19 protein-coding genes are annotated in these 25664 nt (G+C 70.4%); 14 read left to right on the top strand and 5 right to left on the bottom strand.

Going from position 1 to position 25664, the window contains the following annotated elements; translation table 11 throughout:
* Positions 1–30 precede the first annotated feature (30 nt).
* Entirely contained in the window at positions 31–2484 is a 2454-nt protein-coding gene (locus HQK15_RS06720) for a glycosyltransferase family 2 protein (RefSeq protein WP_173490604.1), read from the top strand.
* A 34-nt stretch (positions 2485–2518) separates the two neighbouring features.
* On the opposite strand, the gene HQK15_RS06725 is transcribed toward HQK15_RS06720, so the two are convergent.
* The gene (locus HQK15_RS06725) at positions 2519–3778 is read right to left on the bottom strand and encodes a nucleotide sugar dehydrogenase (protein ID WP_367649081.1); all 1260 of its coding nucleotides are present in this window, start codon (positions 3776–3778) and stop codon (positions 2519–2521) included.
* 126 nt (positions 3779–3904) lie between these two features.
* On the opposite strand from HQK15_RS06725, the gene HQK15_RS06730 reads away from it, so the two are divergent.
* The gene (locus HQK15_RS06730) at positions 3905–6019 is read left to right on the top strand and encodes an acyltransferase family protein (RefSeq protein ID WP_173490605.1); all 2115 of its coding nucleotides are present in this window, start codon (positions 3905–3907) and stop codon (positions 6017–6019) included.
* 11 nt (positions 6020–6030) lie between these two features.
* On the opposite strand, the gene HQK15_RS06735 is transcribed toward HQK15_RS06730, so the two are convergent.
* Genes HQK15_RS06735 through HQK15_RS06745 form a run of 3 tightly spaced genes read right to left on the bottom strand, consistent with a single transcriptional unit; the run spans position 6031 to position 10525 of the window.
* Positions 6031–7716: a CDP-glycerol glycerophosphotransferase family protein gene (locus HQK15_RS06735; RefSeq protein WP_173490606.1), complete on the bottom strand. Its 1686-nt coding sequence runs from the start codon at positions 7714–7716 to the stop codon at positions 6031–6033.
* A complete protein-coding gene (locus HQK15_RS06740) occupies positions 7713–8048 on the bottom strand; it encodes a hypothetical protein (protein WP_173490607.1) in 336 nt (111 codons plus the stop codon). Before HQK15_RS06740 ends, HQK15_RS06735 begins: the two co-directional genes overlap by 4 nt.
* The gene (locus HQK15_RS06745) at positions 8048–10525 is read right to left on the bottom strand and encodes a glycosyltransferase (RefSeq protein ID WP_173490608.1); all 2478 of its coding nucleotides are present in this window, start codon (positions 10523–10525) and stop codon (positions 8048–8050) included. The genes HQK15_RS06740 and HQK15_RS06745 overlap by 1 nt, the downstream gene beginning before the upstream one ends.
* Before the next feature lie 229 nt (positions 10526–10754).
* Between HQK15_RS06745 and HQK15_RS06750 the strand changes: the two genes are divergently transcribed.
* Positions 10755–11735, top strand: coding sequence for a class I SAM-dependent methyltransferase (locus HQK15_RS06750; RefSeq protein WP_173490609.1), 981 nt, complete (start codon positions 10755–10757; stop codon positions 11733–11735).
* Between the two features lie 36 nt (positions 11736–11771).
* On the opposite strand, the gene HQK15_RS06755 is transcribed toward HQK15_RS06750, so the two are convergent.
* Positions 11772–12563 carry an exodeoxyribonuclease III gene (locus HQK15_RS06755; RefSeq protein ID WP_173490610.1) on the bottom strand — a complete coding sequence of 264 codons (792 nt, stop codon included), beginning with the start codon at positions 12561–12563 and terminating at the stop codon, positions 11772–11774.
* 199 nt (positions 12564–12762) lie between these two features.
* Between HQK15_RS06755 and HQK15_RS06760 the strand changes: the two genes are divergently transcribed.
* From HQK15_RS06760 to HQK15_RS06810, 11 genes are all read left to right on the top strand, one after another.
* A complete protein-coding gene (locus tag HQK15_RS06760; RefSeq protein WP_254450863.1) occupies positions 12763–13893 on the top strand; it encodes a peptidoglycan-binding domain-containing protein in 1131 nt (376 codons plus the stop codon).
* A 32-nt stretch (positions 13894–13925) separates the two neighbouring features.
* Positions 13926–14543, top strand: coding sequence for a hypothetical protein (locus HQK15_RS06765; RefSeq protein WP_173490612.1), 618 nt, complete (start codon positions 13926–13928; stop codon positions 14541–14543).
* Between the two features lie 135 nt (positions 14544–14678).
* Positions 14679–16250, top strand: a complete 1572-nt coding sequence (locus HQK15_RS06770) for an amino acid permease (RefSeq protein WP_173490613.1) — start codon at positions 14679–14681, stop codon at positions 16248–16250.
* Positions 16251–16275: 25 nt separating this feature from the next.
* Entirely contained in the window at positions 16276–17082 is an 807-nt protein-coding gene (locus HQK15_RS06775) for a GntR family transcriptional regulator (RefSeq protein ID WP_173490614.1), read from the top strand.
* Between the two features lie 71 nt (positions 17083–17153).
* Entirely contained in the window at positions 17154–18053 is a 900-nt protein-coding gene (locus HQK15_RS06780; RefSeq protein ID WP_173490615.1) for a phosphotransferase, read from the top strand.
* Positions 18050–20503, top strand: a complete 2454-nt coding sequence (locus tag HQK15_RS06785; protein ID WP_173490616.1) for a GcvT family protein — start codon at positions 18050–18052, stop codon at positions 20501–20503. The genes HQK15_RS06780 and HQK15_RS06785 overlap by 4 nt, the downstream gene beginning before the upstream one ends.
* A gap of 71 nt (positions 20504–20574) precedes the next feature.
* Positions 20575–21300, top strand: a complete 726-nt coding sequence (locus HQK15_RS06790; RefSeq protein WP_173490617.1) for a FadR/GntR family transcriptional regulator — start codon at positions 20575–20577, stop codon at positions 21298–21300.
* Between the two features lie 28 nt (positions 21301–21328).
* On the top strand, positions 21329–22690 hold the full coding sequence (locus HQK15_RS06795; protein WP_173490618.1) for a glutamine synthetase family protein: 1362 nt from the start codon (positions 21329–21331) through the stop codon (positions 22688–22690).
* A 9-nt stretch (positions 22691–22699) separates the two neighbouring features.
* Positions 22700–24061: an aldehyde dehydrogenase family protein gene (locus HQK15_RS06800; protein WP_173490619.1), complete on the top strand. Its 1362-nt coding sequence runs from the start codon at positions 22700–22702 to the stop codon at positions 24059–24061.
* Positions 24062–24171: 110 nt separating this feature from the next.
* Positions 24172–24939, top strand: coding sequence for a 3-oxoacyl-ACP reductase (locus HQK15_RS06805; protein ID WP_173490620.1), 768 nt, complete (start codon positions 24172–24174; stop codon positions 24937–24939).
* A gap of 13 nt (positions 24940–24952) precedes the next feature.
* Complete coding sequence (locus tag HQK15_RS06810) at positions 24953–25642, top strand: gamma-glutamyl-gamma-aminobutyrate hydrolase family protein (RefSeq protein WP_173490621.1); 690 nt, start codon at positions 24953–24955, stop codon at positions 25640–25642.
* Positions 25643–25664: the final 22 nt, after the last annotated feature.

Below are 25664 nucleotides of genomic sequence, written 5' to 3' on the forward strand. Positions count from 1 at the left end.
ACAGACCCCCGAGCCCGAACCCGGAGAGCCGTGAACGAGCACCTCGATGTCCTGCGTGCGCAGATGCGCTACATCGACGTCGACCCCTACTCGATCTCGACCACCGCGATCCGCTTCGGCATCCCTGACGCGCTCGACCTGCTCGCGCTCGTCGCGACCGACGGCCGTGAGGACTTTGCGGCTGTGTCGGCCGCGGCCGAGCGGTTCGCGGCGTCCGGTGCCCTGCACGCGCCGGACGACGTGCGCGCGCTCTGTGCCGCTCGGCCGGTGGGTGCCCTCGCCCAGGCGTTGGTCGGTCGTGCCTGTCGCGACGTCGACTATGCCTCGTCGGCGCGGATGCACCGCTTCGCCCACGCGCTCGGACCGGTCGAGGACCAGCCGACCGGCTTCGCACGGCTGCTGCTGCAGACCCAGCTCGCGGCCGGCGAGCACGCCTATCTCGACGCGGTCGTCGCTGACGACCCCGATCTCGCCGACGAGCACCTCCGCTGGGTGATCCGCACCGACCGCCTCGGTCCGGCGGTCACCGGTGATGCCTTCGACGCCGATCGCTGGAGCGCGTCGTTCAGCGAGATCTTCGCGGGGGTGCCCCCCGTTCGTCTCGGCGGCGGCGACCTGCCGTTCTTCGACCGCCTCGAGGTGGCCGGCCCCGTGCCTCCGGCGCCTCCTGGCCCCCTCGTGACCGTGGTGATGTCGGTCTACGCGCCCGACCAGAGCCTCGAGACGTCGGTGCGGTCGATCCTCGCGCAGACGCACGGCGACTTCGAGCTGCTCGTCGTCGACGACTACTCGCCGCCGGAGTTCACCGCCGGCATCGATGCCGTGGCCGACTGGGACCCTCGCATCCGGGTGATCCACATGGAGGAGAACGGCGGCACCTACGCGATCCGCAACCGGGCCCTGCGCGAGGCGCGCGGCGAGATCATGACGTTCCAGGACTCCGACGACTGGTCGCACCCCGAGCGGCTGGCCCGTCAGGTTGCCGTGCTGGTGCAGCGCCCCGAGGTCGTGGCGTCGCTCAGCTCGTGGGTGAGGGTGACTCCCGACCTGGTCCTCAACCGCGTCGGCTACGACGCCACCCGGGTCAACGCGTCGTCGATGATGTTCCGCATCGCGCCGGTTCGCGAGCGGCTCGGGGGCTTCGATCCCGTCCGCAAGGACGCCGACTCGGAGTTCCGCAACCGCCTGGAGACCGTCTTCGGCGAGGAGGCGGTCGTCGCGCTGCCCGACATGTGTGCCGTGGCCCAGCTGACGACCGACTCGCTGTCGCGCGACGACTTCTCGTTCAGCTGGCGGGCGGCCACGCGCGACGCCTACGGCACCGCGGCCGGCGACTGGCACCGGCGGATCGCGGCGGGTGAGGCGTCGCCGTTCCTCGACCCGGACGGACCGCGCCCGTTCCCGTCGCCGGCGACCTTCACCACCCGGTCGCCCGATCCCGTCACGTGCGACGTCGCCTACATCAGTGACTGGCGCACGCGCATCCACCGCTACGACGGAGCGCCACGGCGGATCCGCGCACTGGTCGACGCCGGACTCGACGTGCACCTGGGCCAGTCGATCAACCTGCGCCATGCGTTTCGCATCCGGCGCAACACCCTGCCCGAGGTGATGCAGATGCGCTCGGCCGGCGAGGTCGGCTGGCTCGTGTGGAGCGAGCCGGTCCACGCGGCGGTCACCATGGTCGACTCGCCCGAGCTGCTGATGTTCCCGCGCAGCAGCGACGGCGTGCGGGTCACGACCGATCGGCTGGTCGTCGCCGCCGGCATGCCGCCGCTGGTGCCCGATCGAGACTGGATGCTCTACGACCCACGCACGGTCGAGCGGCGCGGACGCGAGCTCTTCGGCGTCGAGGTGGAGTGGCTGCCGGCGACCGACGAGGTGGCGACGGCCTTGCGCGCCGCAGGCGCCTCCGGGTCACTGCTGCCGACCCGCGACGTCGCCGTGGTCGACCCCGGCAGCCCGCGCGTCGCCGGGGTCCGAGGCCGCCCGGTCCTGGGTGCGGCCCGGCTCGAGCGGGTGAGCAAGAACCGTCTCCCCGGCAGCAAGATCGTCCAGTGTCTGCCGGCCGACGACGCCTACGACGTGCGCGTCCTGGACGACGACGAGGTCGTGCCCAAGCTGTTCCGCAAGAACCCGGTGCCGGCCAACTGGACCCCGGTCGAGGGCGTCCCGCTCGCCGACTTCCTGGCCGACGTCGACTTCTTCATGGGCTACGCCCCCGACGCCTGGGGCAACGGGGCGACGTGGCCGATGCTCCAGGCCCTCGCAGCAGGTGCGGTGCTGGTCGTCGATCCGCGGCACCGCGCGGTCCTGGGCGACGCGGCCGTCTACGCGGAGCCGGCCGAGGTGCGGAGCCTGGTCGACGCGCTCGCGGCTGACCCCGGGGCCTTCTCGGCGCAACAGGCCCGAGGAGACCAGCACGTGCGGTCGGCGCTCGACCCAGCGGCCTTTGCGGCCTTCGTCGCCAGCCTTCGCCGCTGAGCGGGACGAGGCGGGGCAGTCGGGCCGAGGCGGACTAGAGCCGCTCGACCCGCTCGTCGTCCGTCGCACCCTTGGTGTCGAACAGCGTGCGCGCAGTCCCGGCCAGGTGGGCGAGGTCGTACTCGCGGTGGTTCTGCAGCAGCACCGACACGTCGGCGGTGCGCAGGGCGTCGTCCAGGTCGCCGGCTCGGGTGACGGCCTCGCCGTTCGGCGTCCACGCCTCGACGTGCGGGTCGTGGAACACCAGGTTCGCCCCCTTGGCCAGCAGCAGCGCCGCCAGCGGGGTGGCGGGCGACTCGCGCTGGTCGGCAATGTTGGGCTTGTAGGTCACGCCCAGCAGCAGGATGGTCGAGCCACGCAGGGCCTTGCCCTCGTCGTTGAGCAGGTCGGTCAGGCGCTCGACGACGTAGGCCGGCATCTGCAGGTTGATCGACTGGGCGAGCTCGACGAACTGGAACGGGCGTCCGAGGGTCGACCGCACCTTGAACGACAGGTAGTTCGGGTCGATCGGGATGCAGTGACCGCCGACGCCGGGGCCCGGGTAGAAGGCCTGGAAGCCGAACGGCTTGGTCGCCGCGTTGCGGATGACCTCCCACAGGTCGATGTCCATCTCGTGGCAGAACTGCGCCATCTCGTTGACCAGGGCGATGTTGATGTGCCGGTAGGTGTTCTCCAGCAGCTTGGTCATCTCGGCCTCGCGGGTGCCCTTCGACGGCACGACGGTGTCGATGAACCGCCCGTAGAAGGCAGTCGCGACCTCGGTGGACGCCGGGGCGTGGCCGCCGACGACCTTGGGGGTGTTGGCGATGCCGTACGTCGCGTTGCCGGGGTCGACCCGCTCGGGGCTGAACGCCAGGTGGAAGTCGACGCCTGCGACCAGGCCGCCCTCCTCGAGGATGGGACGCACGACCTCGTCGGTCGTGCCCGGGTAGGTCGTCGACTCCAGCACCACGAGGTGGCCGGGACGCAGCTGCCGGGCGATCGTCGTGGTCGCGGCCACGACGGCGCCGAGGTCGGGCTCGCCGTCGAGCGAGAGCGGCGTCGGCACGCAGATGACGATCGCATCGGCGTCGGCGAGCACGGACTCGTCGGTGGATGCCGTGAATCCCAGCGACAGCATCTCGGCGACGTCGGCGTCCGACAGGTCGTCGATGTGGCTGTGGCCGTCGTTGAGGGACTCGACCATCGAGGCGTTGAGGTCGAAGCCGACGACGCTCACCCCGGATCGCGCAGCCTGCTGGGCGAGGGGGAGGCCGACGTAGCCGAGACCGATGATGGCCATGTCGTTGTGCACCCCGTGAGGCTATCAATGCGCGCCGCTGGCCGGAGGAATCGGACCTTCGCGGCCGATCGGATAACCTGTTCGAGGCCCACGGCCCAGCCAGACCGACCACCATCTGCCCAGACGGGACCCGCGCGCATGTCCACCGCTCAGCACCGATCCGGCGGAAGCGCGACCCTGACCAAGCCCGATCACGGTCGGACGATCCGCCTCGACATCGAGGGCATGCGCACGATCGCGGTGGGATCGGTGCTCATCGCCCACGCGGGCGTCCCGTTCATGGCCGGTGGATTCGTCGGCGTGGACGTCTTCTTCGTCCTGTCGGGCTTCCTCATCACCGGGCTGCTGGCGCGCGAGGTCTCGCGCTCGGGGCGGGTGAGCCTCACCAACTTCTGGGCCCGGCGCATGAAGCGCCTGCTGCCGGCCAGCGCCACGGTGCTCGCCTTCTCGGCACTCATCACCTATCTCTACCTGCCGATCACGCAGCGCAAGGACTTCGGCGGCGACATCATCTCCGCGGCGCTCTACGTCGTCAACTGGCGCCTGGCCGATCGCGGTGTCGACTATCTCGCGGAGGACATCGGCCAGTCGCCGGTGCAGCACTACTGGTCGCTCGCCGTCGAGGAGCAGTTCTACCTCGTCTGGCCGATCCTCATGCTGATCATCGGTCTCGTCGCGGCCAAGCGCTGGAAGCGTGGCGCGTTCGCCGTGCTCGGCGTCGTCACCGTCATCTCGTTCGTCTATGGCCTGCAGCAGACCAACGACAGCCCGGCCACGGCGTACTTCGTGTCGACGACGCGCATCTGGGAGCTCGGCATCGGTGCCCTGCTGGCGCTCTCGGCGAGCCAGGTCGAACGGATCCCGAGCATCCTGCGTGCCATCGGCGGCTGGGTCGGCATCGCGATGATCACCTACGCCGTGTTCGTCTTCGACGAGCAGACGACGTGGCCCGGCGCCGCCCCGCTGGTGCCGGTCCTCGGTGCTGCGCTGATGATCGCGAGCGGCCTGACGACGACGCCCGGCTCGCCCCAGCGGCTGCTGAGCATCAAGCCGATGGTGTGGATCGGAGGTCTGTCCTACTCGATCTACCTGTGGCACTGGCCGATCCTGGTCGCTGCCCAGGCCGAGCGCCCCGACATGCGACTGCGCTTCGTCGTCGTGCTGATGATCCTGTCGATCATCCCGGCCTACCTGTCCAACCGGTTCATCGAGAACCCGGTCCGCTTCGGCTCCTTCTTCAAGCCGACCGGGCGGGCCCTGGGCCTCGGTCTGGCCCTCTCGGCGGTCGGCGTCGGCGTGGGCCTCGCGCTCAACGCCTCGGTCAGCCTCGGGTCGGTCGTCGACGAGGCGGACAAGAGCGACAGCCCCGGCGCCGCCGCGCTGCTCGACCCCGCCAACAAGGACGTCGTGTGGAGCGAGATCAAGGCGGTCGACAAGATGCGACCGCTCGCGACCGACGCCGTCGACGACCGCCCGCCGTTCTACAGCGACGACTCCGGCTGCCAGGTCGAGAACGGCAACCCCGTCCCGAAGCTCTGCGAGTGGGGCGACACGGCCTCGGACCGCACCGTCGTCATCATCGGCGACTCCAAGATGGCGCAGTGGCAGACCGGCCTCGAGGACATCGCCAACGACGAGGGCTTCAAGCTCGTCCAGATCACCAAGTCGGCGTGCCCGTTCACCGACGCGAGCATCGACCGGTCCAACAAGACCGACTGCCGACAGTGGGGCCAGACCGCGTTGCAGGACATCGTCGACATGAAGCCCGATCTGGTGATCACGTCGCACCGTCTGCAGGACGCGCTGCCCGAGGGCAAGTCCGACGACAAGGATGCGACGGTCGACGCGATGGCTTCGGGCATGGCGCGCTACTGGACGACGATCACCGACGCCGGCATCCCGCTCGTGGCGCTGCTCGACAACCCCTCGCCGACCAACCAGCCGGTCTACGAGTGCGTCGCGCAGAACCCCAAGAACCTCACGGACTGCTCGTTCGACCGCAAGCGCGGCATCGCCGACTCTGGTGCCGTGGCGGCGCTGCAGGCCGCCAAGGAGGTGCCGGCCGTCAAGATCCTCGACATGACCGACACGATCTGCCCCGACGGCGAGCGCTGCTCGGCCGTCATCGGCAACGTGCTGGCCTACCGCCAGGGAACCCACCTGACGATGTCGTTCATCGACAGCGCCGAGAAGCAGCTCGCTGCCCAGCTTTTCGCGGTCACCGACGGGAAGTTCGGCGCCCCGCTGAAGTGACGGGAAGGTCGTCAGCTGATCCCGCGCGAGCGGACCAGCTGCTCGACCGCCTCGACCGCGCGCCGTGAGTTGTCGCGGTCGTGGAACGTGAACGCCCGCCGGGCCCGCTCGTCGTACTCGGGCTCGCGGACGCAGCCGGTCTCGAGGTAGCGCTGCAGCGCGTCGATCGTCGTGTCGAGGTCGTACGTGACCGGGCCGAAGCCGTCGCGCTCGTGGTCGAACCACGAGGGCTCGGCGTGACCGGCGGTGAACTCGTCGCGGTCGAAGTGCGTGTAGACCATCGGCGTGCCGAGATAGGCCAGGTCGAAGTGCACCGACGAGTAGTCAGTGAGGAAGAGGTCGCAGCGACGCATGACCTCCTGGATGTCGGACGCGCCGCCGTCGAGGATCGTGACGCGGTCGCCGCCGATCGTCGGGTCGGCGTACTGCGCCCGCAGGTTGTAGTGCGGCATGAGCTCGAAGCGGTGGTCGTGCTGCTCCAGCAGGGCCTGCAGACGCTCGCTGGTCAGCAGCCCGTCGACGAACTGCTGGTAGGTCGATCCCTCGAACGGCGTCTCGCCGGCCCCGCCCTGGCTGAACAGCTCGGGCGCGAGGTAGCGGCGCCACGTCGGCATGTAGAGGATCGTGCGGCTGCGGGGCGTCGGCACGAGCGCGTCGAAGCGGGGCAGCCCCGTCTCGGCGACCTGGTGGTCGTAGCCGGACGCCAGCCGAACGGCGTCGGACTCGGCCGGGCTGGCGGTGAGGAACAGGTCGTAGCCGCCCGTGCGACGCCGGACGTCCTTGGTCTTGTCGTTGATGCCGTGCTTGAGATAGACCCGGTAGGCGCCGATCCGCCAGTTGAGCTGGCGCATGTAGTGCTGCTTCTTCCAGCGGCTCGGCACCATGTGCTTGACCGAATAGGCGTTGGCGAGCACCGTCGCGTGCACCATGAGGATGCGGTGGCGCCACGACGAGTGCCGCACGACGCGGCCGAGCTGCGAGAGCTCGGCGAAGCGGTCGCTCGACGGGTCGAGCACGTAGTAGGCGCGGATGTCGGGCCGCTCGCGCCGCAGATAGCTGAAGAAGTGGAAGCCGTTGTCGCGCGCGGTGTCGGCGCGCTCGCCGACCAGCCAGATCTCGCGGCCGATGAAGAAGGGCTTGGTCAGCAGGCGCAGCGGCTGGACGAAGGCGTAGGGCCGGCGGTGGACGAGGTCGCGCACGGCGCGGACGGTGCGTGCAGTCGCCCAGCGGAAGCCGGCCAGTGCCGCGGGGAAGGCCTGGGTGACGACCTCGGCGCGCTCCGACAACGAGGGCAGGAGCTGCAGCCGGCGCCCGGCGGCGATGATCGGGCGCGACGTCGCGAGCGCGCCGGGGGCGGCGTTGACGACGACCCGGGACGGCTCGCCGGCCGGGGTCGTCAGCTCGATCTCGACGCCGGTGGTGCCGACAGGGATCTGGTCGATCGGGACGTCGCCGACGAAGCCCGTCCAGCGGTAGGCGCCGTCCTCGTAGCGAAGGCGCGGCTCGGTCACGGCGGAGACGGCCGCGGTGCCGTCGGGGGCGCTCCAGTGCAGGGTGAGCGTCTGGTCGGCCGGCGGCCCGGCCGCGTCAGTGCCGGGACGACGGCACGTGCCGGTGAGGCGCAGCGTGCGCCCACCGTCGACGACGTCGAGCCCGTGCAGGCTCGCCGCGATGATGCGCACGGGCTCGGCGGTCACTTCGCCTTGGCGTCGAGCTCGGCGATCGCGTCGAGGATCGACTGCCGGGCGCGGGAGATGTCGGACAGGGTGCGGGTCGAGGCCTGGTCGACGGCCGCCTGGACGTCGGTCGACGCGGTCGACACCTGCGGTGCGGGAGCCGTCACGAGGTAGCCCGCGATCGCGGCCTGCAGCAGCAGGATGCAGAACAGGACGAGGTCGTACTCGTCGGCGAGGAGGCCGATGACGCCGAGCACCAGCAGGACGGCGGTCGCGCCCGCCAGCACCTTGGTGCGTTCGGCGACGAGGCGACGCACGGACGTCTTCGCGGTGCCCTGCCAGGTGCTGCTCATCAAGATCCCCCTGTGGTGGTGAGCGAGGTGATCGCCGCGACGTACGCCTCGGCGCCGAGGACAGTCTGGCAGAACGCCAGTGACCGGCCCTGCTGGTCGGCGAACAGTGCCGGGTCGGCGACGAGCTTGTCGAGCACCTGCTCGACCGGCGCGTCGTCGAGGTAAAGGGCCGCGTCGCCGAGCCGGTCGCGCAGCGCGGGATCGGCGATGACGACGCAGCCGCGGGCCATGGCCTCGATCGCCGGTCGCAGCAGCGCCGAACCAGCGGTCCGGGGCGCGGGGACGACGACCACGTCGCACTGGTCGTAGAAGGCCGACGGGGAGACGACGCCGTCGCGGAAGACGAGGGCGCCGGGCACCGCCTCGGGGCGTCGCTCCTGCTCCAGCACGCGGATGTCGAAGCGGTCGGTGGTCGGGAGCAGGGCGCCGAGGTGTCGGCGGTCGGCCTGCTCGGCGCGATAGGTCGAGGCGTCGGCGACACCCAGCACGAGGCCGTCCTCGATGCGACGACGGGTGAACCGCGGGACGTCGGCGATCTCCATCAGCTGCGCCGCGTGCACCGTGCCGGTGACGCCGCTGGCCCAGATGGCCTTGCCGATCTGGTCGGTCGCGGGGATCCACTCCGCGACCCGGCCGAACATGCGGCGCACGGCTGCCTCGACGTGCGGCGGGTCCCACGACACCCGCGGCGAGACGCCCTCGGTGGGCATCCGGTCGGCGATCACGACGACTCGCTCGGGCGTCATCGCGATGGCGTCGTTGGAGCGGGGGAGCGTCAGCAGGTCGACGTCGCGGACGACCAGCACCGTCGGGCTGACCGGGGCGCCGAGGGCCATCCAGGACGTGACGCCGTGGGCCATGAGGTCGAGCAGGTCGGCGCGGGGGTAGCGGCGCTGTCGCGAGGCGAACCGGAGGGCGTCGGCGCGGGCGAGCCCGACCCGCAGGCCGCTCGCGTGCAGGGCCGAGATCTCGCGGGCGACGCCCGTCGAGGCGACCGGCCCGGGACGGGGATCGGTCAGCACCACGACGTTGGGGGTGGCGTCGGCGTAGGTGGTGCCCTCGAGCTCCGGCGGTGCGGGGAACGGCCGGCGTCCGTCGGCGTCGGGGCTGCGGGGTGCGAGGCCCTCGGTGCGGATGCGCTGGTGCCAGTGCCGGAACGCCGAGTGGTAGGACACCCGCGCCGGTCGGTGCCAGCTCGGACGGAAGTCTTCGCGCGACAGCGATCCGTCGGTCAGCTGGTAGAGCGACAGCGGCTGCTTGAGGGTCGTCACGGTGTGCTGGCCGAACACCGCGGCGATGCGTTCGATGTACTCCGTGTCAGCGGCCTTGCGCATCTCGTCGAACGGCCCGAGCCGGCCGAGGACGGCCTCGCGACGGAACAGCAGCGACGGCGCGTTGTGCGCGAACGGCAGCGAGCCGACGCGGGTGATGTAGAGATCGGTGTGCAGGCGGATCGACTTCGACAGCGTCGCGACTAGGCGCGGGTCGGCGTCGAACGCGGCCATCTGGCGCTCGAGGCGCTGCGGGTGCGACCAGTCGTCGCCGTCCTGGATGCCGGCGAACTCGCCCCGCGCCATCGACAGCCCCAGGTTGCGGGCCCGGTAGGCGCCGCCGTTCTGGGGCATCCGGTGATAGGTGACGCGGTCGCTGAGCGCGCGCACCTGCTCGAAGATCGGCTCGAACCCGGCGGGGCTGTGGTCGTCGACGACGATGACCTCGAGGTTGGCCCACGTCTGCTCGAGCACCGAGCGGGTCGCCGTCAGGAGGCTCTCGGTGGGCGAGTAGACGGGCATGACGATGCTGATGAGCGGGCCGTCGACGGAGCCTGCGACCGCGTCGGTGCGCACGGTGTCGAACGGCGAGGCGGTCGCCTCGAACGTCATCGGGGCCAGGCCGCGGTCGATGAACGGCGCGTTGAAGGCCTGCTGCCAGGTCTCCAGCGACGCCGGCTCGATGCCGCGGAACGGATTGATGATGTCGGTGTTGACCGCCCAGTGGTACCAGGACGGAGCGTCGTTGGTGACGACGTTCGGGTTGTCGTGCGAGGTGTGGCGACGGACGTAGTCGACCCGGCCGACGGCGAGGTGCGCCTGGATGTCCTGGCGGTCGTACTCGTGGGGCTGGCCGTCGCGGTCGGCGACACGGCGCGACAGCGCGAACAGGTCGGCCGCCGCCGTGAAGTCGCCGTCGGACCCGAACGAGTGACCGAGCACCAGATAGGCGAAGGCGTACATCGACGGGGCGTGCAGGGGGGCGAGCGCGCGGTCGACGACCGGCCGGCCGGCCGTGATGTCGCCGGCGATGCCGATGATCTGGGCGGCGTTGTAGGTGCCGCGTGACGCCATGCGGGCCAGGACGTCGGCGGAGTCGGTGTACTCGTAGCGCAGCAGCGTCGCGGAGAGCCGCGCTGCCGACACGACTCCGGAGTCGGCGAGGTCGACGAGGTGGGGAGGGAGGCCGGGGGTCTGGGGGCTCACCGGTGGGGGTGCTCACTTCCGGGTCGACTGCGGGGCACGGTGCGTGCTGGTCGTGCGCCGACAGGATACCGGGGTCGGGTCGTCCCGCCCTAGTCGCCGACGTGCCGGGGCGGTCCTGCGGTGGCCCCCAGCCGTGGCACGGTGTCTCGCAGCGCCGGGGCCGGACTAGTCCTTTCGGACCAGTAGAGTGGGTGGGCCGTTCCCGTCGACCGTCAGGACATCTGCCTTCATGAGCTCAGCCCGCGTCTCCCAACCGTTCGCGATCGTGGCGAGCCTGCTGGCGGCGCTGGCGATCGTGGTCGCCGTCGTCGCCTGGAACCTCGACGAGGTCACCTCGTCGGTCAGGGTGCTCGTCCTGCTCGGTCTCGTGATCCTCGCCGCCGTGCTGGCGCTGGGAGTCCTGGCCGAGCGTCGTTCCGACGAGCGGCATGCCGAGCGGCACGCCGAGCTGAGGGCCCTCGCGGCCGCGGTCGGCTCCGACGCCGCCTCGATCGCTGACGTGCAGCAGCGGGTCAGGCGACTGCAGGAGGGGCTCAACAACAGCTCCGCGTCGGGCCCCCTGCGCTACATCAACAAGCACGCCGACCAGGTCTTCGAGCAGGTGCAGGCCACGATCAACCTGTTCGCGATGGTCGACATCGCGGCACCCGTGCCGCCACTGCGCCACTGGGCGGTCTCGCCCGATGCGCTCAACCTGCTGGTCCAGGAGCTCCTGGCCGTCCGTCCGCGCGTCGTGGTCGAGTGCGGCAGCGGCAGCTCGACCCTGTTCCTGGCGCTGGTCGCCCGCAAGCACGGCCTCGACACCCGCATCGTCGCGCTCGACCACGAGCAGGAGTACGCCGACAAGACCAACCGCCTGCTCGCCGCGCACGGCGTCGACGACATCGCATCGGCCCGCCTGGCGCCGCTCGAGGACGTCACGACAGATCGCGGAGCCCAGCCGTGGTACGCCGCGACGGCGCTCGACGACCTGTCCGACGTCGGTCTCTTGTTCGTCGACGGCCCGCCCGGCGGCGGCAACCGGTTGGCCCGCTACCCGGCGCTGCCGCTGCTGTGGGACCGCCTCGCACCGGGCGCGTCGATCGTCCTCGACGACACCGACCGGGCCGACGAGCAGGAGATCATCGCCCTCTGGGCGGCCGCGCACCCCGAGCTCTCGGGCGAGTCGATCGCGACCGAGAAGGGCGCCTACATCCTGCGTCGCCCCTGAGTCGTCGTCACAGAGCGGTCGCCTCGGCGAGCCGTCTCAGCTGATGTCGATGACGACGGGTGCGTGGTCGCTGGCGCCCTTGCCCTTGCGCTCCTCGCGGTCGATCCACGCCGTGTCGACGCGCGCCGCGAGGGCCTGCGAGGCCAGGATGAAGTCGATGCGCAGCCCGCGCTTCTTCGGGAACGCGAGCTGCTGGTAGTCCCAGTAGGTGTAGACGCCGGGTCCCGGTGCGTGGGGGCGGACGACGTCGGCATAGCCCGCGTCGACGACGGCCTGGAATGCGTCTCGCTCCGGCTGCGACACGTGGGTCTTGCCCTCGAACGCCGTGACGTCCCAGACGTCCTCGTCGGTCGGGATGATGTTCCAGTCGCCGGTGAGGGCGATCTGCGCGTCCGGGTTCTCGGCCAGCCAGTCGGCGGACGCCTGGCGCAACCGCTCGAGCCAGGCCAGCTTGTAGGCGTAGTGGGGGTGATCGAGCTCGCGGCCGTTGGGCACGTAGAAGCTCCAGACCCGCACGCCGCCGCACGTCGCGCCGATCGACCGGGCCTCGACGACCTCGGGATCGCCGAACATCGGCTGGTCGTCGGCGAACTGGGTCGCGACGTCCTCGAGGCCGACCCGCGAGATGAGGGCGACGCCGTTCCACTGGCTCAGGCCGCGGTGGACGTACTCGTAGCCCATCGAGGAGAGCTCGAGACCGGGGAACTGGTCCTCGCGGCACTTGGTCTCCTGGATGGCCAGCACGTCGACGTCGTGGCGTTCGAGGAACGCCGTGACGCGGTCGATGCGGCTCCGGATGGAGTTGACGTTCCAGGTCGCGATACGCACCCGCCGAACCTATCGCAGCCCGCCCCACCCCCCAACCGCTGACGAGACCGTTGCCGCCCCTCGACGAGACCGTTTCCGCCCTTCGACGAGACCGTTCCGGTCCCTGATCCGCGTGACCACCGTGATTCGGGTGACAGACGGGGTGCGTGAGGCGCACCATGGAGGACGTTGTCTCGGGAAGGTGCTGGTCGTGCGCAGGATGTGGATCGCCCTCGTGGCGCTCGTGCTGGGAGCCGGGCTGCTGGCCTCGCCGGCCGTCGCGGGCGACCCACCGATCTCCCTGCCGTCGAGCCCGACCGGGCTGAAGGCGCCGGTCGACCTGCCCGACGAGGTCGACCCCGCCTCCCCCTACCTGCCGCAGACCTCGTGCAGCCCGCTCGACATGCCGGGGGCGCTGATGCTCCGCGACCTCGTCCTCGAGACGTACGGCGAGGGGCGCTCCGGTGCGATCTCGCGCGGGTGCACCGAGGGCGTCTCCGAGCACAGCGACGGCCGGGCGTGGGACTGGATCGTCGACGTCGACGACAAGCAGGAGAAGGCAGCGGCGGCCGACTTCATCTCCTGGGTGACCCGCAACGACGGCCGCAACGCCCGGCGCCTCGGCATCATGTACGTCATCTACAACAAGAAGATCTGGGCGGTCTACAACACCAAGGCCGGCTGGCGTCCCAGCTACGGCCACACCGACCACGTCCACGTGTCGCTGAGCTGGAACGGTGCGCGGGGCAACGTGTCGTTCTGGACCGGCGAGGTCAGCCGCACCGACTACGGACCGTGCGTCCGCTTCAGCGGCACCTACGCCGCGCGGACGGGCAGCCCCCGCACGGGTGACTGCCCGGCCGTGGCGCCGCTGGTGGCCAGGACGTCGATGGGTGACCGCCAGTACGGCCGCACCGGCGGCACGGTCGAGAAGGCCCAGGGGCTGCTCAAGGTGGCGCGGACGGGCCGGTTCGACGCCGCGACCTGGACGGCGGTGCGTCGCTACCAGCGGGCTCACGACATCCCCTACACCGGCGTGCTCGACCAGCCGACGTGGGCGTCGCTCAGCCCGGGCAGCCTCACCTACCGCGCCGTCAAGGGATACACGAAGGCGGAGGCCATCGCCTACGGCATCGAGCACTACTCGGGCAGCGCGATCACGCGGGGACGGGTCGCCAAGGCCGTCGTCTTCCTGCAGACCGCCCTCGGGCTGCCGGTCGCCGACCGCAACGGGTTCTACGACTCCGTCACGCTCGCCGCGGTCAAGCAGGTGCAGGAGGACGCCGGGATGTCGCGCGACGGGGTCGTGCGTGGCGCCGAGTGGCAGGCGATGGCCGACGCGCTCGACTGACCCGGACGGCGCCGGGCTGCCATGATGGCGCCATGACTGACGAGGACTCCGCGGCGTACAACCCCGAGCACGAGGACGACCACCTCGAGCGCAAGATCGCCGACCAGCCGAGTGGCGTCTCGCCCCACCGGTGGGTCAAGCGCCTCGTGCTGGCGATCGCGATCGTCGGCGTCGCCTACATCGCCTACCTGATGTCGGCCGCCTTCTTCCCTCGGTGGTGGGCGCAGCGGGTCGCCGACCAGGTCAACGGTGGCGTCACGCGGGGCACCCTGTGGGGCCTCTTCTACGGCTTTCTGTTCACGCTCGTCCCGCTCCTGCTGCTGTTCCAGATCAGACGGCGCTTCTTCAGCTGGGGCTGGCGGGGGATCGTCGCGCTGGTCGCGGTCGTCCTCGCGGCGCCGAACTGGCTGACGCTCTCGGTCGTCATCGGCAACAGCAACGCCGCCCACGCGGGCGAGCGGATCATGGACGTCGATGCGCCCGGCTTCCGGGCCGCGACGCTGATCGGAGTGATCATCGGTGGAGTGCTGGCCTTGCTCATCACGGGCCTGGGCATGCGGCTCAAGGCGCGCAAGAACGAGGTCAAGCGGCTGCAGGGCGAGCGCGACGAGCTGAAGCGCTCGCGTCAGGATCACGACGAATCTCGCTGAGGTTGCCGCGCGACGCTGCGGTTTCCGACGATTTCGGTCGTGTGAACAAGTGAAATCTGAACCGAAAAGGTCTAGAGGCAATCGACGTCACCGCGCTAGCATGCAGCAACTTCTTCTGAGAGCTGGGTGCATTCCATGGCCGATCACCTCACCGACGACGAGAAGCATCTCGCGAGCCTGGGCTACAAGCAGGAGCTGAACCGCTCCTGGTCGAGCTTCTCCAACTTCGCGATCTCGTTCTCCATCATCTCGATCCTCGCCGGCTGCTTCACGACATTCGGCCAGGCGTGGAACAACGGCGGTCCGGTCGCCATCTCGTGGGGCTGGCCGATCATCTCGATCTTCATCCTCATCATCGGTTTCACGATGTCGGAGCTGGTGTCGGCCTATCCGACGTCGGGCGGCATCTACTGGTGGGCCTCGAAGATGGGTGGTCCGGCTGCCGGGTTCTTCACCGGCTGGCTCAACCTGATCGGCCTGCTGGCCGTGACGGCCTCCGTGGCCTATGGGTGCGCGACCTTCCTCGACCTGACGCTCGGCACGCTGAGCTCGGGGTGGGCCGAGGACTACAGCCTCCAGCGGGTCTTCGTGCTCTTCGTCGTCATCCTGGCCGTGGCGGCGGTGCTGAACATCTTCAGCGGTCACCTGCTCGCGGTGATCAACAACATCTCGGTGTGGTGGCACGTCGCCGGCGTGGCCGTCATCGTCGCGATCCTGGTGATCGTCCCCAAGACGCACCTGGCGATCAGTGAGGTGTTCACCGGCAAGGTCAACAACTCCGGCTACGCCGAGGGTGCGATGAACAACGGGACGTACTGGTTCCTGGTCCTGCCGCTCGGGTTCTTGCTGACGCAGTACACGATCACCGGCTTCGATGCCTCCGCTCACCTCTCCGAGGAGACCCAAGGGGCCTCGGAGGCGGCGGCCAAGGGCATCTGGCGCTCCATCGCCTACTCCGCGATCGGCGGGTGGATCCTGCTGCTCTCGTTCCTGTTCGCGGTGCAGGACAAGGATGCCGTGACTGCCGGTGGCGGTGGCGTCGACCTGATCTTCAGCCAGGCGCTGGGCCAGGGGTGGCACGTCATGGTGCTCGCGATCTCGGTGGCGGGCCAGTTCTTCTGCACGATCGCCTGTCTGACGAGCGCATCTCGCATGACGTTCGCGTTCAGCCGTGACGGGGCGATTCCTGGCTCGAGCATCTGGTCGAAGGTCACGTCCGCGAAGGTTCCGGCCAACGCCGTCGTCTTCGTGGCCGTGATCGGAGTGCTCATCTCGCTGCCGGCTCTCGTCGAGGTCAACCTCGGAACCGCTGACGCGCCGTTGATCGTGCCGGTCGCCTTCTACGCGGTCGTCTCGGTCGCGGTCATCGGGCTCTACCTGGCCTTCCTGATCCCCATCTTCCTGCGCTGGAAGATGGGCGACGCCTTCGTGCCGGGCAGCTGGAACAACGGCAACAAGTACAAGTGGATGAACCTGGTGGCGGTGGCCGAGATCGCGATCATCTGCGTCTACTTCGTCCTCCCGTTCGTCCCGGCAGCGGTGCCGTGGAACGACAACTTCTCGTGGAAGTTCGTCAACTACGCGCCGATCCTCACCGGCGGCACCTTGATCATCCTGACGCTGTGGTGGCACCTGTCGGCCAAGAAGTGGTTCACCGGGCCGAAGCACACGATCGACACGGCGGTGACGGAGGCGTTCAAGGACTAGGGGTCGATCGATACGGTTCTTCTCCATGAGGACGCTCGCGGTCGACGACGAGGCACTGGGCGGCAAGCCCGATCTCTCGTCGTCGACCGACGAGCCGTCGCACGTGCGCATCACGGCCTGGCTGCTCGATCGCATCGGGACGGGCCGGATCCGCATCGACGACAAGCTGCCTCCCGAGGAAGAGCTTGCGGCCTCGATCGGGGTCAGCCGCATGACCCTGCGGCAGGCCCTCGGGTCGTTGGAGGCGCAGGGCTGGATCGAGCGCAGACGCGGCCGTTCGGGCGGCAGCTTCGTCCGTGAGCCCAAGGTCGAGGTCGACCTCTCGGGGCTGCCCGGCTTCACCGAGCAGATGCGCCGGGCCAACGTCCGTGCCGGCGCCCGGGTCGTGCGCGCCGGCCTGGTCGAGGCGGCCGGCGAGGTCGCCGCGGCGCTCGAGGTGGCCAAGGGCCAGCCGGTCATCGAGATCGTCCGCGTGCGGTCGGCCCGCCGCCAGCCGCTGGCGCTGGAGGAGACCTACCTGCCGGCACACCTGTTTCCGGGGCTGCTGGAGCGCAACCTCTCGGCGTCGGTCTACGGCCTGATGCGCCAGCACTACGACCTGGCTCCGCAGAGCGCGCAGGAGTGGCTGGAGCCCGAGATCTCGTCGGACGAGCACGCCCGCCTGCTCGAGGTCGCGCCCGGCTCGGCCCTGATGCTGGTGACGCGCAAGGCGTGGACGGCGTCAGGTCTGCCGGTCGAGTTCGCCTACGACCGCTATCGGTCCGACCGCACCCGCATCACGCTGCAGACCGGACTGGGCACCGACACCACGATCACCGTCGAACCCACCTGATGCTGACGAGACCTTTACCGCGGCAAGGGGAACGTCTAGACCTTATGGCGAGGCGCCACTAGGCTCTCGTCATGGCGGACCTTGATGAGCTGTTCGACCAGGTGACGTCGCTCGCCGGGCGTCCCCGCACGATCGAGGACCTCCCGGGCGGGCTCACCAACCAGAACCTCAAGGTCACCACCCCCGACGGGGTCTACGTCGTGCGGCTGAGCCGCAGCGAGAACGAGCTGCTGGGCATCAACCGAGACGCCGAGTCGTTCAACACCCGAGCTGCCGAGGCGTCCGGCGCCGGTGCACCGTTCGTCGACTACCGGCCCGACCTCGGCCTGCTGGTCATCGGCTTCCTCGGCGGTCGCAGCTATGCCAACGACGACCTGCGCAGGCCCGGCACCCTGCCGCGCGTCGCCGAGGCGATGCGACGTCTGCACGCCGGCCCCCGGTTCGCGTCGGACTTCGACATGTTCCGCCGCCAGCCGGCCTATCTGCAGACCTGCGTCGAGCGCGGGTTCCGGATCCCCGACGACTACGTCGCGCACGCCCAGGACCTCCTGCGCATCCAGGGCGCCCTCGCCGCCAGCCCCCAGCCCACGGTGCCGTGCAACAACGACCTGCTCGCGGGCAACATCGTCGACGACGGCGACCGCATCTGGCTGATCGACTACGACTACGCCGGCAACAACGACGCCTTCTTCGAGATCGGCAACTCCTGGACGGAGTGCGAGCTCGACGACGATCACCTCGCCGAGCTCGTCACGGCGTACGTCGGTCACGAGGCCCCCGAGCTCGTCGCGCGCGCCCGCCTCCAGGCCACGGTGTCCCGCTACGGCTGGTCGCTGTGGGGGTTCATCCAGGCGGCGTCGTCGGACGATGACTTCGACTACTACGGCTGGGGCCAGGAACGGTTCGACCTCGCCGTCTCCGACTTCCGGTCACCCCACTTCTCGACTCTCCTCGACCAGGCGGCGCCATGACTCTTCCCGGCAGGGCCCGCATCGTTGTCATCGGCGGTGGTGTCATCGGCACCAGCGTCGCCTATCACCTGACCAAGAACGGCGAGAGCGACGTCGTCCTGCTCGAGCAGGGTGAGCTGTCGTGCGGCACCACGTGGCACGCCGCGGGCCTGGTCGGCCAGCTGCGCGCGACCCAGAGCGGCACGTCGCTGGTGCAGTACAGCGCCTCGCTCTACGAGCAGCTCGAGGACGAGGTGGGGCTCAGCTCGGGCTTCCGGCGCAACGGCGGGGTGACGGTCGCCCGCACCGAGGACCGCATGGAGCAGCTGCGCCGCACCGCCGCGACCGCCGTGGCGTACGACCTGGAGTGCGAGCTGCTGACCCCTGACCAGGCGGGGGAGCGCTACCCGCTGCTCGAGACCGGCGACCTGGTCGGCGGCATCTGGCTGCCCGGCGACGGCACGGCCAACCCCACCGACCTGACCCAGGCGCTTGCGAGGGGCGCGCGCCAAAGAGGCGCCACGGTGGTCGAGCACGTCCGCGTCACCGAGGTCGTCGTCGCGGACGGCGTGGTCACCGGGGTGCGCACCGACCAGGGCGACATCGATGCCGAGATCGTCGTCAACTGCGCCGGGCAGTGGGCGCACCACCTCGCCGCGCAGATCGGTGTGGCCGTGCCGCTGCACTCCGCCGAGCACTTCTACGTCGTCACCGACCAGATCGAGGGCGTCCGCCCGGACCTGCCGATCCTGCGCGACCCCGACGGTTACACCTACTTCAAGGAGGAGGTCGGCGGCCTCGTGGTCGGCGGGTTCGAGCCCGAGGCGAAGCCGTGGGTCGCCCCCGACCAGATCCCGTACCCGTTCGAGTTCCAGCTGCTCGACGAGGACTGGGACCACTTCCAGGTGCTCATGGACAGCGCGATCGAGCGCATCCCCGTGCTCGGCGAGGTCGGCATCCGCAAGTTCTACAACGGCCCCGAGAGCTTCACCCCCGACAACCAGTTCATCCTCGGCGAGGCGCCGTCCGTCCGTGGCTTCTTCGTCGGCGCCGGATTCAACTCGGTCGGCATCGCCTCGGCCGGGGGCGCCGGACGTGCCCTCGCGGAGTGGATCCTGCAGGGTGAGCCGACGATGGACCTGCTCGCGGTCGACATCCGGCGCTTCGCCCCGTTCCAGAACGACCGGGACTACCTGCGGGCGCGGGTGACCGAGGTGCTCGGCCTGCACTACGCCGTGCCGTGGCCCAACCGCGAGTACGACACCGCGCGGCCGCTGCGGACGTCACCGGTCTACGAGCGCCTCGCCGCGGCCGGCGCCGGCTTCGGGTCGAAGATGGGCTGGGAGCGCGCCAACTTCTTCGCGCCCCAAGGGCAGGACCCCACGATCGAGTACGCATGGGGGCGGCAGAGCTGGCTGCCGTGGGCGGTCGCCGAGCAGGTCGCGTGCCGCTCACAGGTCGCGGTCTTCGACCAGACCTCGTTCTCCAAGTACGTGGTCCACGGCGCCGACGCCGAGGCGGCGCTGCAGTGGATCTGCAGCAACGACGTCGCGGTCGAGGTGGGACGGACGGTCTACACCGCGCTGCTCAACAGCCGCGGCGGCTACGAGTCGGACCTGACGGTCACTCGCGTGGCCGACGACGAGTTCATGCTGGTCGCGAGCTCGGCGACGACCGAGCGCGATCAGGACTGGATCCGCCGGCACGTGCCGGACGGGATCGACGCCGTCGTCACCGACATCACCGACCGGCTTGCCGTGCTCGGCGTGATGGGACCGGCGTCGCGTGAGCTGCTCGCGCGGCTCGGCGCCGCGGACCTCGGCGAGGACGCCTTCGCGTTCGGCGCGAGCCGCGAGGTCGAGCTGGCCGGCATCCGGGTGCGCGCCACCCGCATCACGTACGTCGGCGAGCTCGGCTGGGAGCTGTACGTCCCGGTCGCTCGGGCGCTCGAGCTGTACGACGCGCTGAAGGCCGCGGGGCAGGATCTCGGGCTGGCCGACGCCGGCTACTACGCGATCGAGTCGATGCGCCTGGAGAAGGGCTATCGCGCGTTCGGCCGCGAGCTGACGCCCGACGTCGACCCGGTCGAGGCGGGCCTGACCTTCACCTGCAAGCTCAGCACCGACATCGACTTCGTGGGGCGCGAGGCCGTCGAGAGGGCCAAGGCGACCGGCCCGGCCCGGCGGCTGGTGTCGTTCGTGCTCGACGACCCGGACGTCATGGTGTGGGGCGGCGAGCTGCTGGTCCGTGACGGGCTGCCCGTCGGTCAGGCGACGTCGGGGGCCTGGGCCGCCACGCTCGGCGCCGGTGTCGGGCTGGCGTGGGTCCACGCGCCGACCGGCGAGGTGGCCACGGCGGCGTACGTCCGCGGGGGCGACTACCAGCTCGACGTCGGTGGCCGGCGGGTCGCCGTCCAGGTGTCGCTGCGCCCGCTGCTCGACCCCGACGGCGAGCGACTGCGACCGGCCTGAGCCATGGACAACGTCGCCGGACGGCCGATAAGGTTCGAAACCAGACCTTATGGGACGGAGGTGGGCCGCGGATGACGATCGCCGAGCACCGGGGCGAGCTCGCTGATGCCGTCCTGCGCCCCGTCCGCGGTCATCACGCCTTCGAGTCGTGCGTCGAGCGCCTCGCCACGTCGATCCGCCTCGGCATCTATGCCGACGGCAGCACCCTCCCGCCCGAGCGCGACCTCGCCGACCGCATCGGCGTCTCGCGCGCCACGCTGCGCGAGGCCATCGCGGCCCTGCGGGAGGCCGGGCTCGTGACGACGCGGCGCGGTCGCGGGGGCGGCACCGTCGTCACGTTCCGTCCCGGCGAGCCGGGGTCTGCCCCGACGCTGGCTCGCCCGCGCGCCGAGCTGCTCGACGCCCTCGACTTCCGCCGCATCGTCGAGCCGGGAGCCGCGTGGGCCGCCGCCGACCAGGACCTCACCGTTGCCCAGGATGAGATGCTCCGGACGGCGCTCGAGCAGGTCAGCACGGCGTCCACCAAGGCCCTGCACCGTCAGGCCGACTCGCTGCTCCACCTCGCGATCGCCTCCGTGACCGGGTCGCCGCTGCTGATCGACGCCGTTACCAACGTCCAGATGTGCCTGCACGACATGCTCGACGCCATCCCGGTGCTCGACCGCAACATCGACCACTCCCGGCGGCAGCACGTCGCCGTGGTCGAGGCGATCCTCGCCGGTGACGCCGCCAAGGCGCGCCGCACGATGGAGAGCCACTGCGACGACACGGCGGCTCTGCTCCGGGGCCTGATGTGAAGGGGACTTCCACGATGAGGACAGCACCATGACCACCCGCAACCCGCGGCTGCTGAGCCTGGAGCAGCTGCGCGTCCAGATCACGGAGGGGCACGTCGACACCGTCGTCGTGGCGTTCACCGACATGCAGGGCCGCCTCCAGGGCAAGCGGCTCCACGCGGCCTACTTCCTCGACGTCGTCGTCCACCAGGGCACCGAGGGGTGCAACTACCTGCTCAGCGTCGACGTCGACATGAACACCGTCGACGGCTACGCCATGAGCTCGTGGGAGAAGGGCTACGGCGACATGGAGTTCGCGATCGACTTCGACACGATCCGTCGCCTCGACCACCTGCCGGCCACGGTGATGGTGCAGTGCGACCTGGTGTGGCTCGACCACGCCCCGGTGGTGCAGTCGCCGCGCACGATCCTCAAGGCCCAGGTCGACAAGGCCGCTGCGGCCGGGTTCGCCGCGCTCGCCGGCACGGAGCTCGAGTTCATCCTGTTCGACACGACCTACGAGCAGGCGTGGCGCGACAACTACCAGGGGCTCCCGGCCGCCAACCAGTACAACGTCGACTACTCGATCGTCGGCACGACCCGGGTCGAGCCGCTGCTGCGCGAGATCCGCAACACGATGTACGCCGCTGGCATGAACGTCGAGGGCGCCAAGGGCGAGTGCAACTTCGGGCAGCACGAGATCGGCTTCCTCTACGACGACGTCGTGGTGACGGCCGACAACCACGCGGTCTACAAGACCGCCGCCAAGGAGATCGCGGCGCAGCACGGCAAGGCGCTGACGTTCATGGCGAAGTACGACGAGCGGGAGGGCAACTCGTGCCACATCCACCTGTCGCTGCGCGGCACGGACGGGTCGATCGCGTTCTGGGAGGACGGGGCCCGCTCGGCGGTCTACGACCAGTTCATCGCCGGCATCCTCGCCACGATGCGCGACTTCACGCTGCTCTACGCGCCCAACATCAACTCCTACAAGCGCTTCGCGGACGGCTCGTTCGCGCCCACGACCGTGGCGTGGGGCCTCGACAACCGCACGTGCGCCGTGCGCCTGGTGGGCCACGGTCCCTCGGCCCGGCTGGAGAACCGAGTCCCCGGCGGTGACACCAATCCCTACCTGTCGCTCGCGGCGATGCTGGGCGGCGGCCTGTACGGCATCGAGCACCAGCTGGAGCTGGAGCCCGAGCAGACCGGCAACGCGTACGCGTCGGGCAAGCCCAAGGTCCCGACGACGCTGCGCGAGGCCCGCGACGCGTTCCACGGGTCCGCGATCGCGCGCGCGGTCCTCGGCGACGACGTCGTCGACCACTACACCAACATGGCCGACGTCGAGCTGAAGGCGTTCGACGCCGCCGTGACCGACTGGGAGCTGCGCCGCGGCTTCGAGAGAATGTGAGGGAGCTGGATGAGCGCCACCTACACCGTCGTGAACCCCGCGACGGAGCAAGCCGTGACGGACGTCGCGATGGCCTCGCTCGCGGAGGCGGACGCCGCGATCGAGCGGGCTGCCGAGGCCTATCCGGCCTGGCGTGACACGGCCCCCGGCGAGCGAGCCCGCCTGCTGCGTCGCTTCGCCGCGGTCGTCGACGAGCACATCCCCGAGCTGGCCGAGCTCGAGGTCCGCAACTCGGGCCACACGTGGGGCAACGCGACGTGGGAGGCGGGCAACGTCCGCGACGTCCTCAACTACTACTCCGCGGCGCCGGAGCGGCTGACCGGTCATCAGATCCCCGTCGCCGGCGGCATCAACGTGACGTTCCACGAGCCGCTCGGTGTCGTCGGCATCATCGTGCCCTGGAACTTCCCGATGCCGATCGCCGGCTGGGGGTTCGGCCCGGCGCTCGCCGCCGGCAACACGGTCGTCCTGAAGCCCGCCGAGCTGACGCCGCTGACCGCGATCCGGCTCGCTGAGCTCGCCCTCGAGGCAGGCATCCCCGAGGGCGTCTTCACCGTCGTCCCGGGCAAGGGGTCCGTCGTGGGGGAGCGGTTCGTCACCCACCCGCTCGTGCGCAAGGTGTGCTTCACCGGCTCGACCGACGTGGGCAAGAAGATCATGGCCGGGTGCGCCGACCAGGTGAAGCGCGTGACGCTCGAGCTCGGCGGCAAGAGCGCCAACATCGTGTTCGCTGACGCCGACCTGGCCAAGGCCGCCGCCGCCGCCCCGTCGGCCGTGTTCGACAACGCAGGCCAGGACTGCTGCGCCCGGTCGCGCATCCTGGTGCAGCGATCGGCGTACGACGAGTTCGTCTCGCTGCTGCAGCCGGCCGTCGCCGGCGTGAAGGTCATCGACCCGTCCGACCGGTCCAGCGAGATGGGACCGCTCATCTCGGCGGCCCAGAAGGCGGCCGTCCAGGGCTTCGTCGACGAGGTCGAGGTCGCCTTCGCAGGCGTCGCACCGCAGGGGCCCGGCTACTGGTTCGCCCCGACGGTCGTGCTCGCCGACGACCCGCAGCAGCGGATCTGGCGCGAGGAGGTCTTCGGGCCGGTCGTGGCGGTCATGCCGTTCGACGACGAGGCCCACGCGGTCGAGCTCGCCAACGACACCGAGTTCGGGCTCTCAGGCTCGATCTACACCCGTGACGTCGGCCGTGCGCTGCGCGTCTCGCGGGGCGTCGAGGCCGGCAACCTCAGCGTCAACTCGCACTCGTCGGTCCGCTACTGGACGCCGTTCGGCGGCTTCAAGCAGTCCGGCCTCGGCCGCGAGCTGGGGCCCGACGCCCCGCACAGCTTCACCGAGGTGAAGAACGTCTTCATCAGCAACGACTAGTGGTCTCGACACACCGCTCGTTCCTCGGCGGCACTCGACCAACGAGTGCTCGCTGATCGAGTGCCCGTGAGGAACGAGCGGGTGTATCGAGATCAGACAGGAGAGATCTCATGGCAGGACGCATCGAGGGCAAGGTCGCCGTCGTCACCGGAGGATGCTCCGGCATCGGGCTGGCGACGGTCCGCCGGTTCGCCGAGGAGGGCGCCCAGGTCGTCATCGGCGACCTGGACGACGCCAAGGGGCCCGGCATCGCCGAGGAGGTCGGGGGCACCTACGTGCACGTCGACGTCACCGACAAGGAGCAGGTCGACGCGCTGTTCCAGACCGCGAAGGACACCTACGGCTCGGTCGACATCGCCTTCAACAACGCCGGCATCTCGCCGCCGGAGGACGACTCGATCCTCGACACCGACCTCGAGGCGTGGAAGCGCGTGCAGGACGTCAACCTGACGAGCGTCTACCTGTGCTGCAAGGCCGCGCTGCCCTACATGCTCGAGCAGGGCAGGGGATCGATCATCAACACCGCGTCGTTCGTCGCGGTGATGGGCGCGGCGACGTCGCAGATCTCGTACTCGGCCTCCAAGGGCGGCGTGCTGAGCATGTCGCGCGAGCTGGGTGTGCAGTTCGCCCGCGAGGGCGTCCGCGTCAACGCCCTCTGCCCCGGCCCGGTCAACACCCCGCTGCTGCAGGAGCTCTTCGCGAGCGATCCCGAGCGCGCTGCGCGGCGTCTCGTGCACGTGCCGGTCGGACGCTTCGCCGAGCCCGAGGAGATGGCCAACGCGGTGCTGTTCCTCGCCTCGGACGAGTCGTCGTTCATCACGGCATCGACCTTCCTGGTGGACGGTGGCATCTCCGGGGCCTACGTCACCCCGCTGTGACGGGATGCCCGCGATGACCCGGCCCCTCATCGGCATCTCGACCTACCGCGAGCAGGCCCGGTGGGGCGTGTGGGACGAGTTCGCGGACGTCCTGCCGGCCGGCTACGCCCGCTCGATCGAGCGCGCCGGCGGGGTGCCTGTCCTGCTGCCGCCGGGCGACCCGTCCGGGGCTGCATCGATCGTGACCCGCCTCGACGGCCTGGTCATCGCGGGTGGGGCCGACGTCGACCCGGCGCGCTACGGGCAGGCGCCGCACGAGCGGACGGCTGCGTGGCGCGAGGACCGGGACGCCTGGGAGCTCGCGCTGCTCGGGGCCGCCCCGTCCGACCTGCCCGTGCTCGGCATCTGCCGGGGCATGCAGGTCATGGCGGTGCACGCCGGAGGCACGCTCGTCCAGCACGTGCCGGACGTCGTCGGGCACGAGGACCACTCGCCGGGGGGTGCGAAGTTCGGTGAGGTCGACGTCGACGTGCTGCCCGGCACCCGGCTCGCCGCAGCGATCGGCGCCAAGGGCGCGGTGCGCTGCCACCACCATCAGGCGGTGCGCGACCACCCCGGGTTCGTCCCGGCGGCCCGGGCCGCCGACGGCACGCTCGAGGCGATGGAGGACCCGTCGCACCGGTTCCGCCTCGCGGTGCAGTGGCATCCCGAGACCCGGGACGACGCGGGCCTGTTCGCGGCCCTGGTCGCGGCGTGCGGATGAGGGCCCTCGTCGGATCCGCCCC

Source organism: Aeromicrobium stalagmiti (genome assembly GCF_013283745.1).
GTDB classification, from domain to species: Bacteria; Actinomycetota; Actinomycetes; order Propionibacteriales; family Nocardioidaceae; genus Aeromicrobium; species Aeromicrobium stalagmiti.

Excerpts from the sequence above, each read along its gene's own strand:
- HQK15_RS06730 (WP_173490605.1), top strand. The coding sequence starts at position 3,905 with ATGTCCACCGCTCAGCACCGATCCGGCGGAAGCGCGACCCTGACCAAG.
- HQK15_RS06740 (WP_173490607.1), bottom strand. The coding sequence starts at position 8,048 with ATGAGCAGCACCTGGCAGGGCACCGCGAAGACGTCCGTGCGTCGCCTC.
- HQK15_RS06750 (WP_173490609.1), top strand. The coding sequence starts at position 10,755 with ATGAGCTCAGCCCGCGTCTCCCAACCGTTCGCGATCGTGGCGAGCCTG.
- HQK15_RS06760 (WP_254450863.1), top strand. The coding sequence starts at position 12,763 with ATGTGGATCGCCCTCGTGGCGCTCGTGCTGGGAGCCGGGCTGCTGGCC.
- HQK15_RS06765 (WP_173490612.1), top strand. The coding sequence starts at position 13,926 with ATGACTGACGAGGACTCCGCGGCGTACAACCCCGAGCACGAGGACGAC.
- HQK15_RS06770 (WP_173490613.1), top strand. The coding sequence starts at position 14,679 with ATGGCCGATCACCTCACCGACGACGAGAAGCATCTCGCGAGCCTGGGC.
- HQK15_RS06775 (WP_173490614.1), top strand. The coding sequence starts at position 16,276 with ATGAGGACGCTCGCGGTCGACGACGAGGCACTGGGCGGCAAGCCCGAT.
- HQK15_RS06780 (WP_173490615.1), top strand. The coding sequence starts at position 17,154 with ATGGCGGACCTTGATGAGCTGTTCGACCAGGTGACGTCGCTCGCCGGG.
- HQK15_RS06785 (WP_173490616.1), top strand. The coding sequence starts at position 18,050 with ATGACTCTTCCCGGCAGGGCCCGCATCGTTGTCATCGGCGGTGGTGTC.
- HQK15_RS06790 (WP_173490617.1), top strand. The coding sequence starts at position 20,575 with ATGACGATCGCCGAGCACCGGGGCGAGCTCGCTGATGCCGTCCTGCGC.
- HQK15_RS06795 (WP_173490618.1), top strand. The coding sequence starts at position 21,329 with ATGACCACCCGCAACCCGCGGCTGCTGAGCCTGGAGCAGCTGCGCGTC.
- HQK15_RS06800 (WP_173490619.1), top strand. The coding sequence starts at position 22,700 with ATGAGCGCCACCTACACCGTCGTGAACCCCGCGACGGAGCAAGCCGTG.
- HQK15_RS06805 (WP_173490620.1), top strand. The coding sequence starts at position 24,172 with ATGGCAGGACGCATCGAGGGCAAGGTCGCCGTCGTCACCGGAGGATGC.
- HQK15_RS06810 (WP_173490621.1), top strand. The coding sequence starts at position 24,953 with ATGACCCGGCCCCTCATCGGCATCTCGACCTACCGCGAGCAGGCCCGG.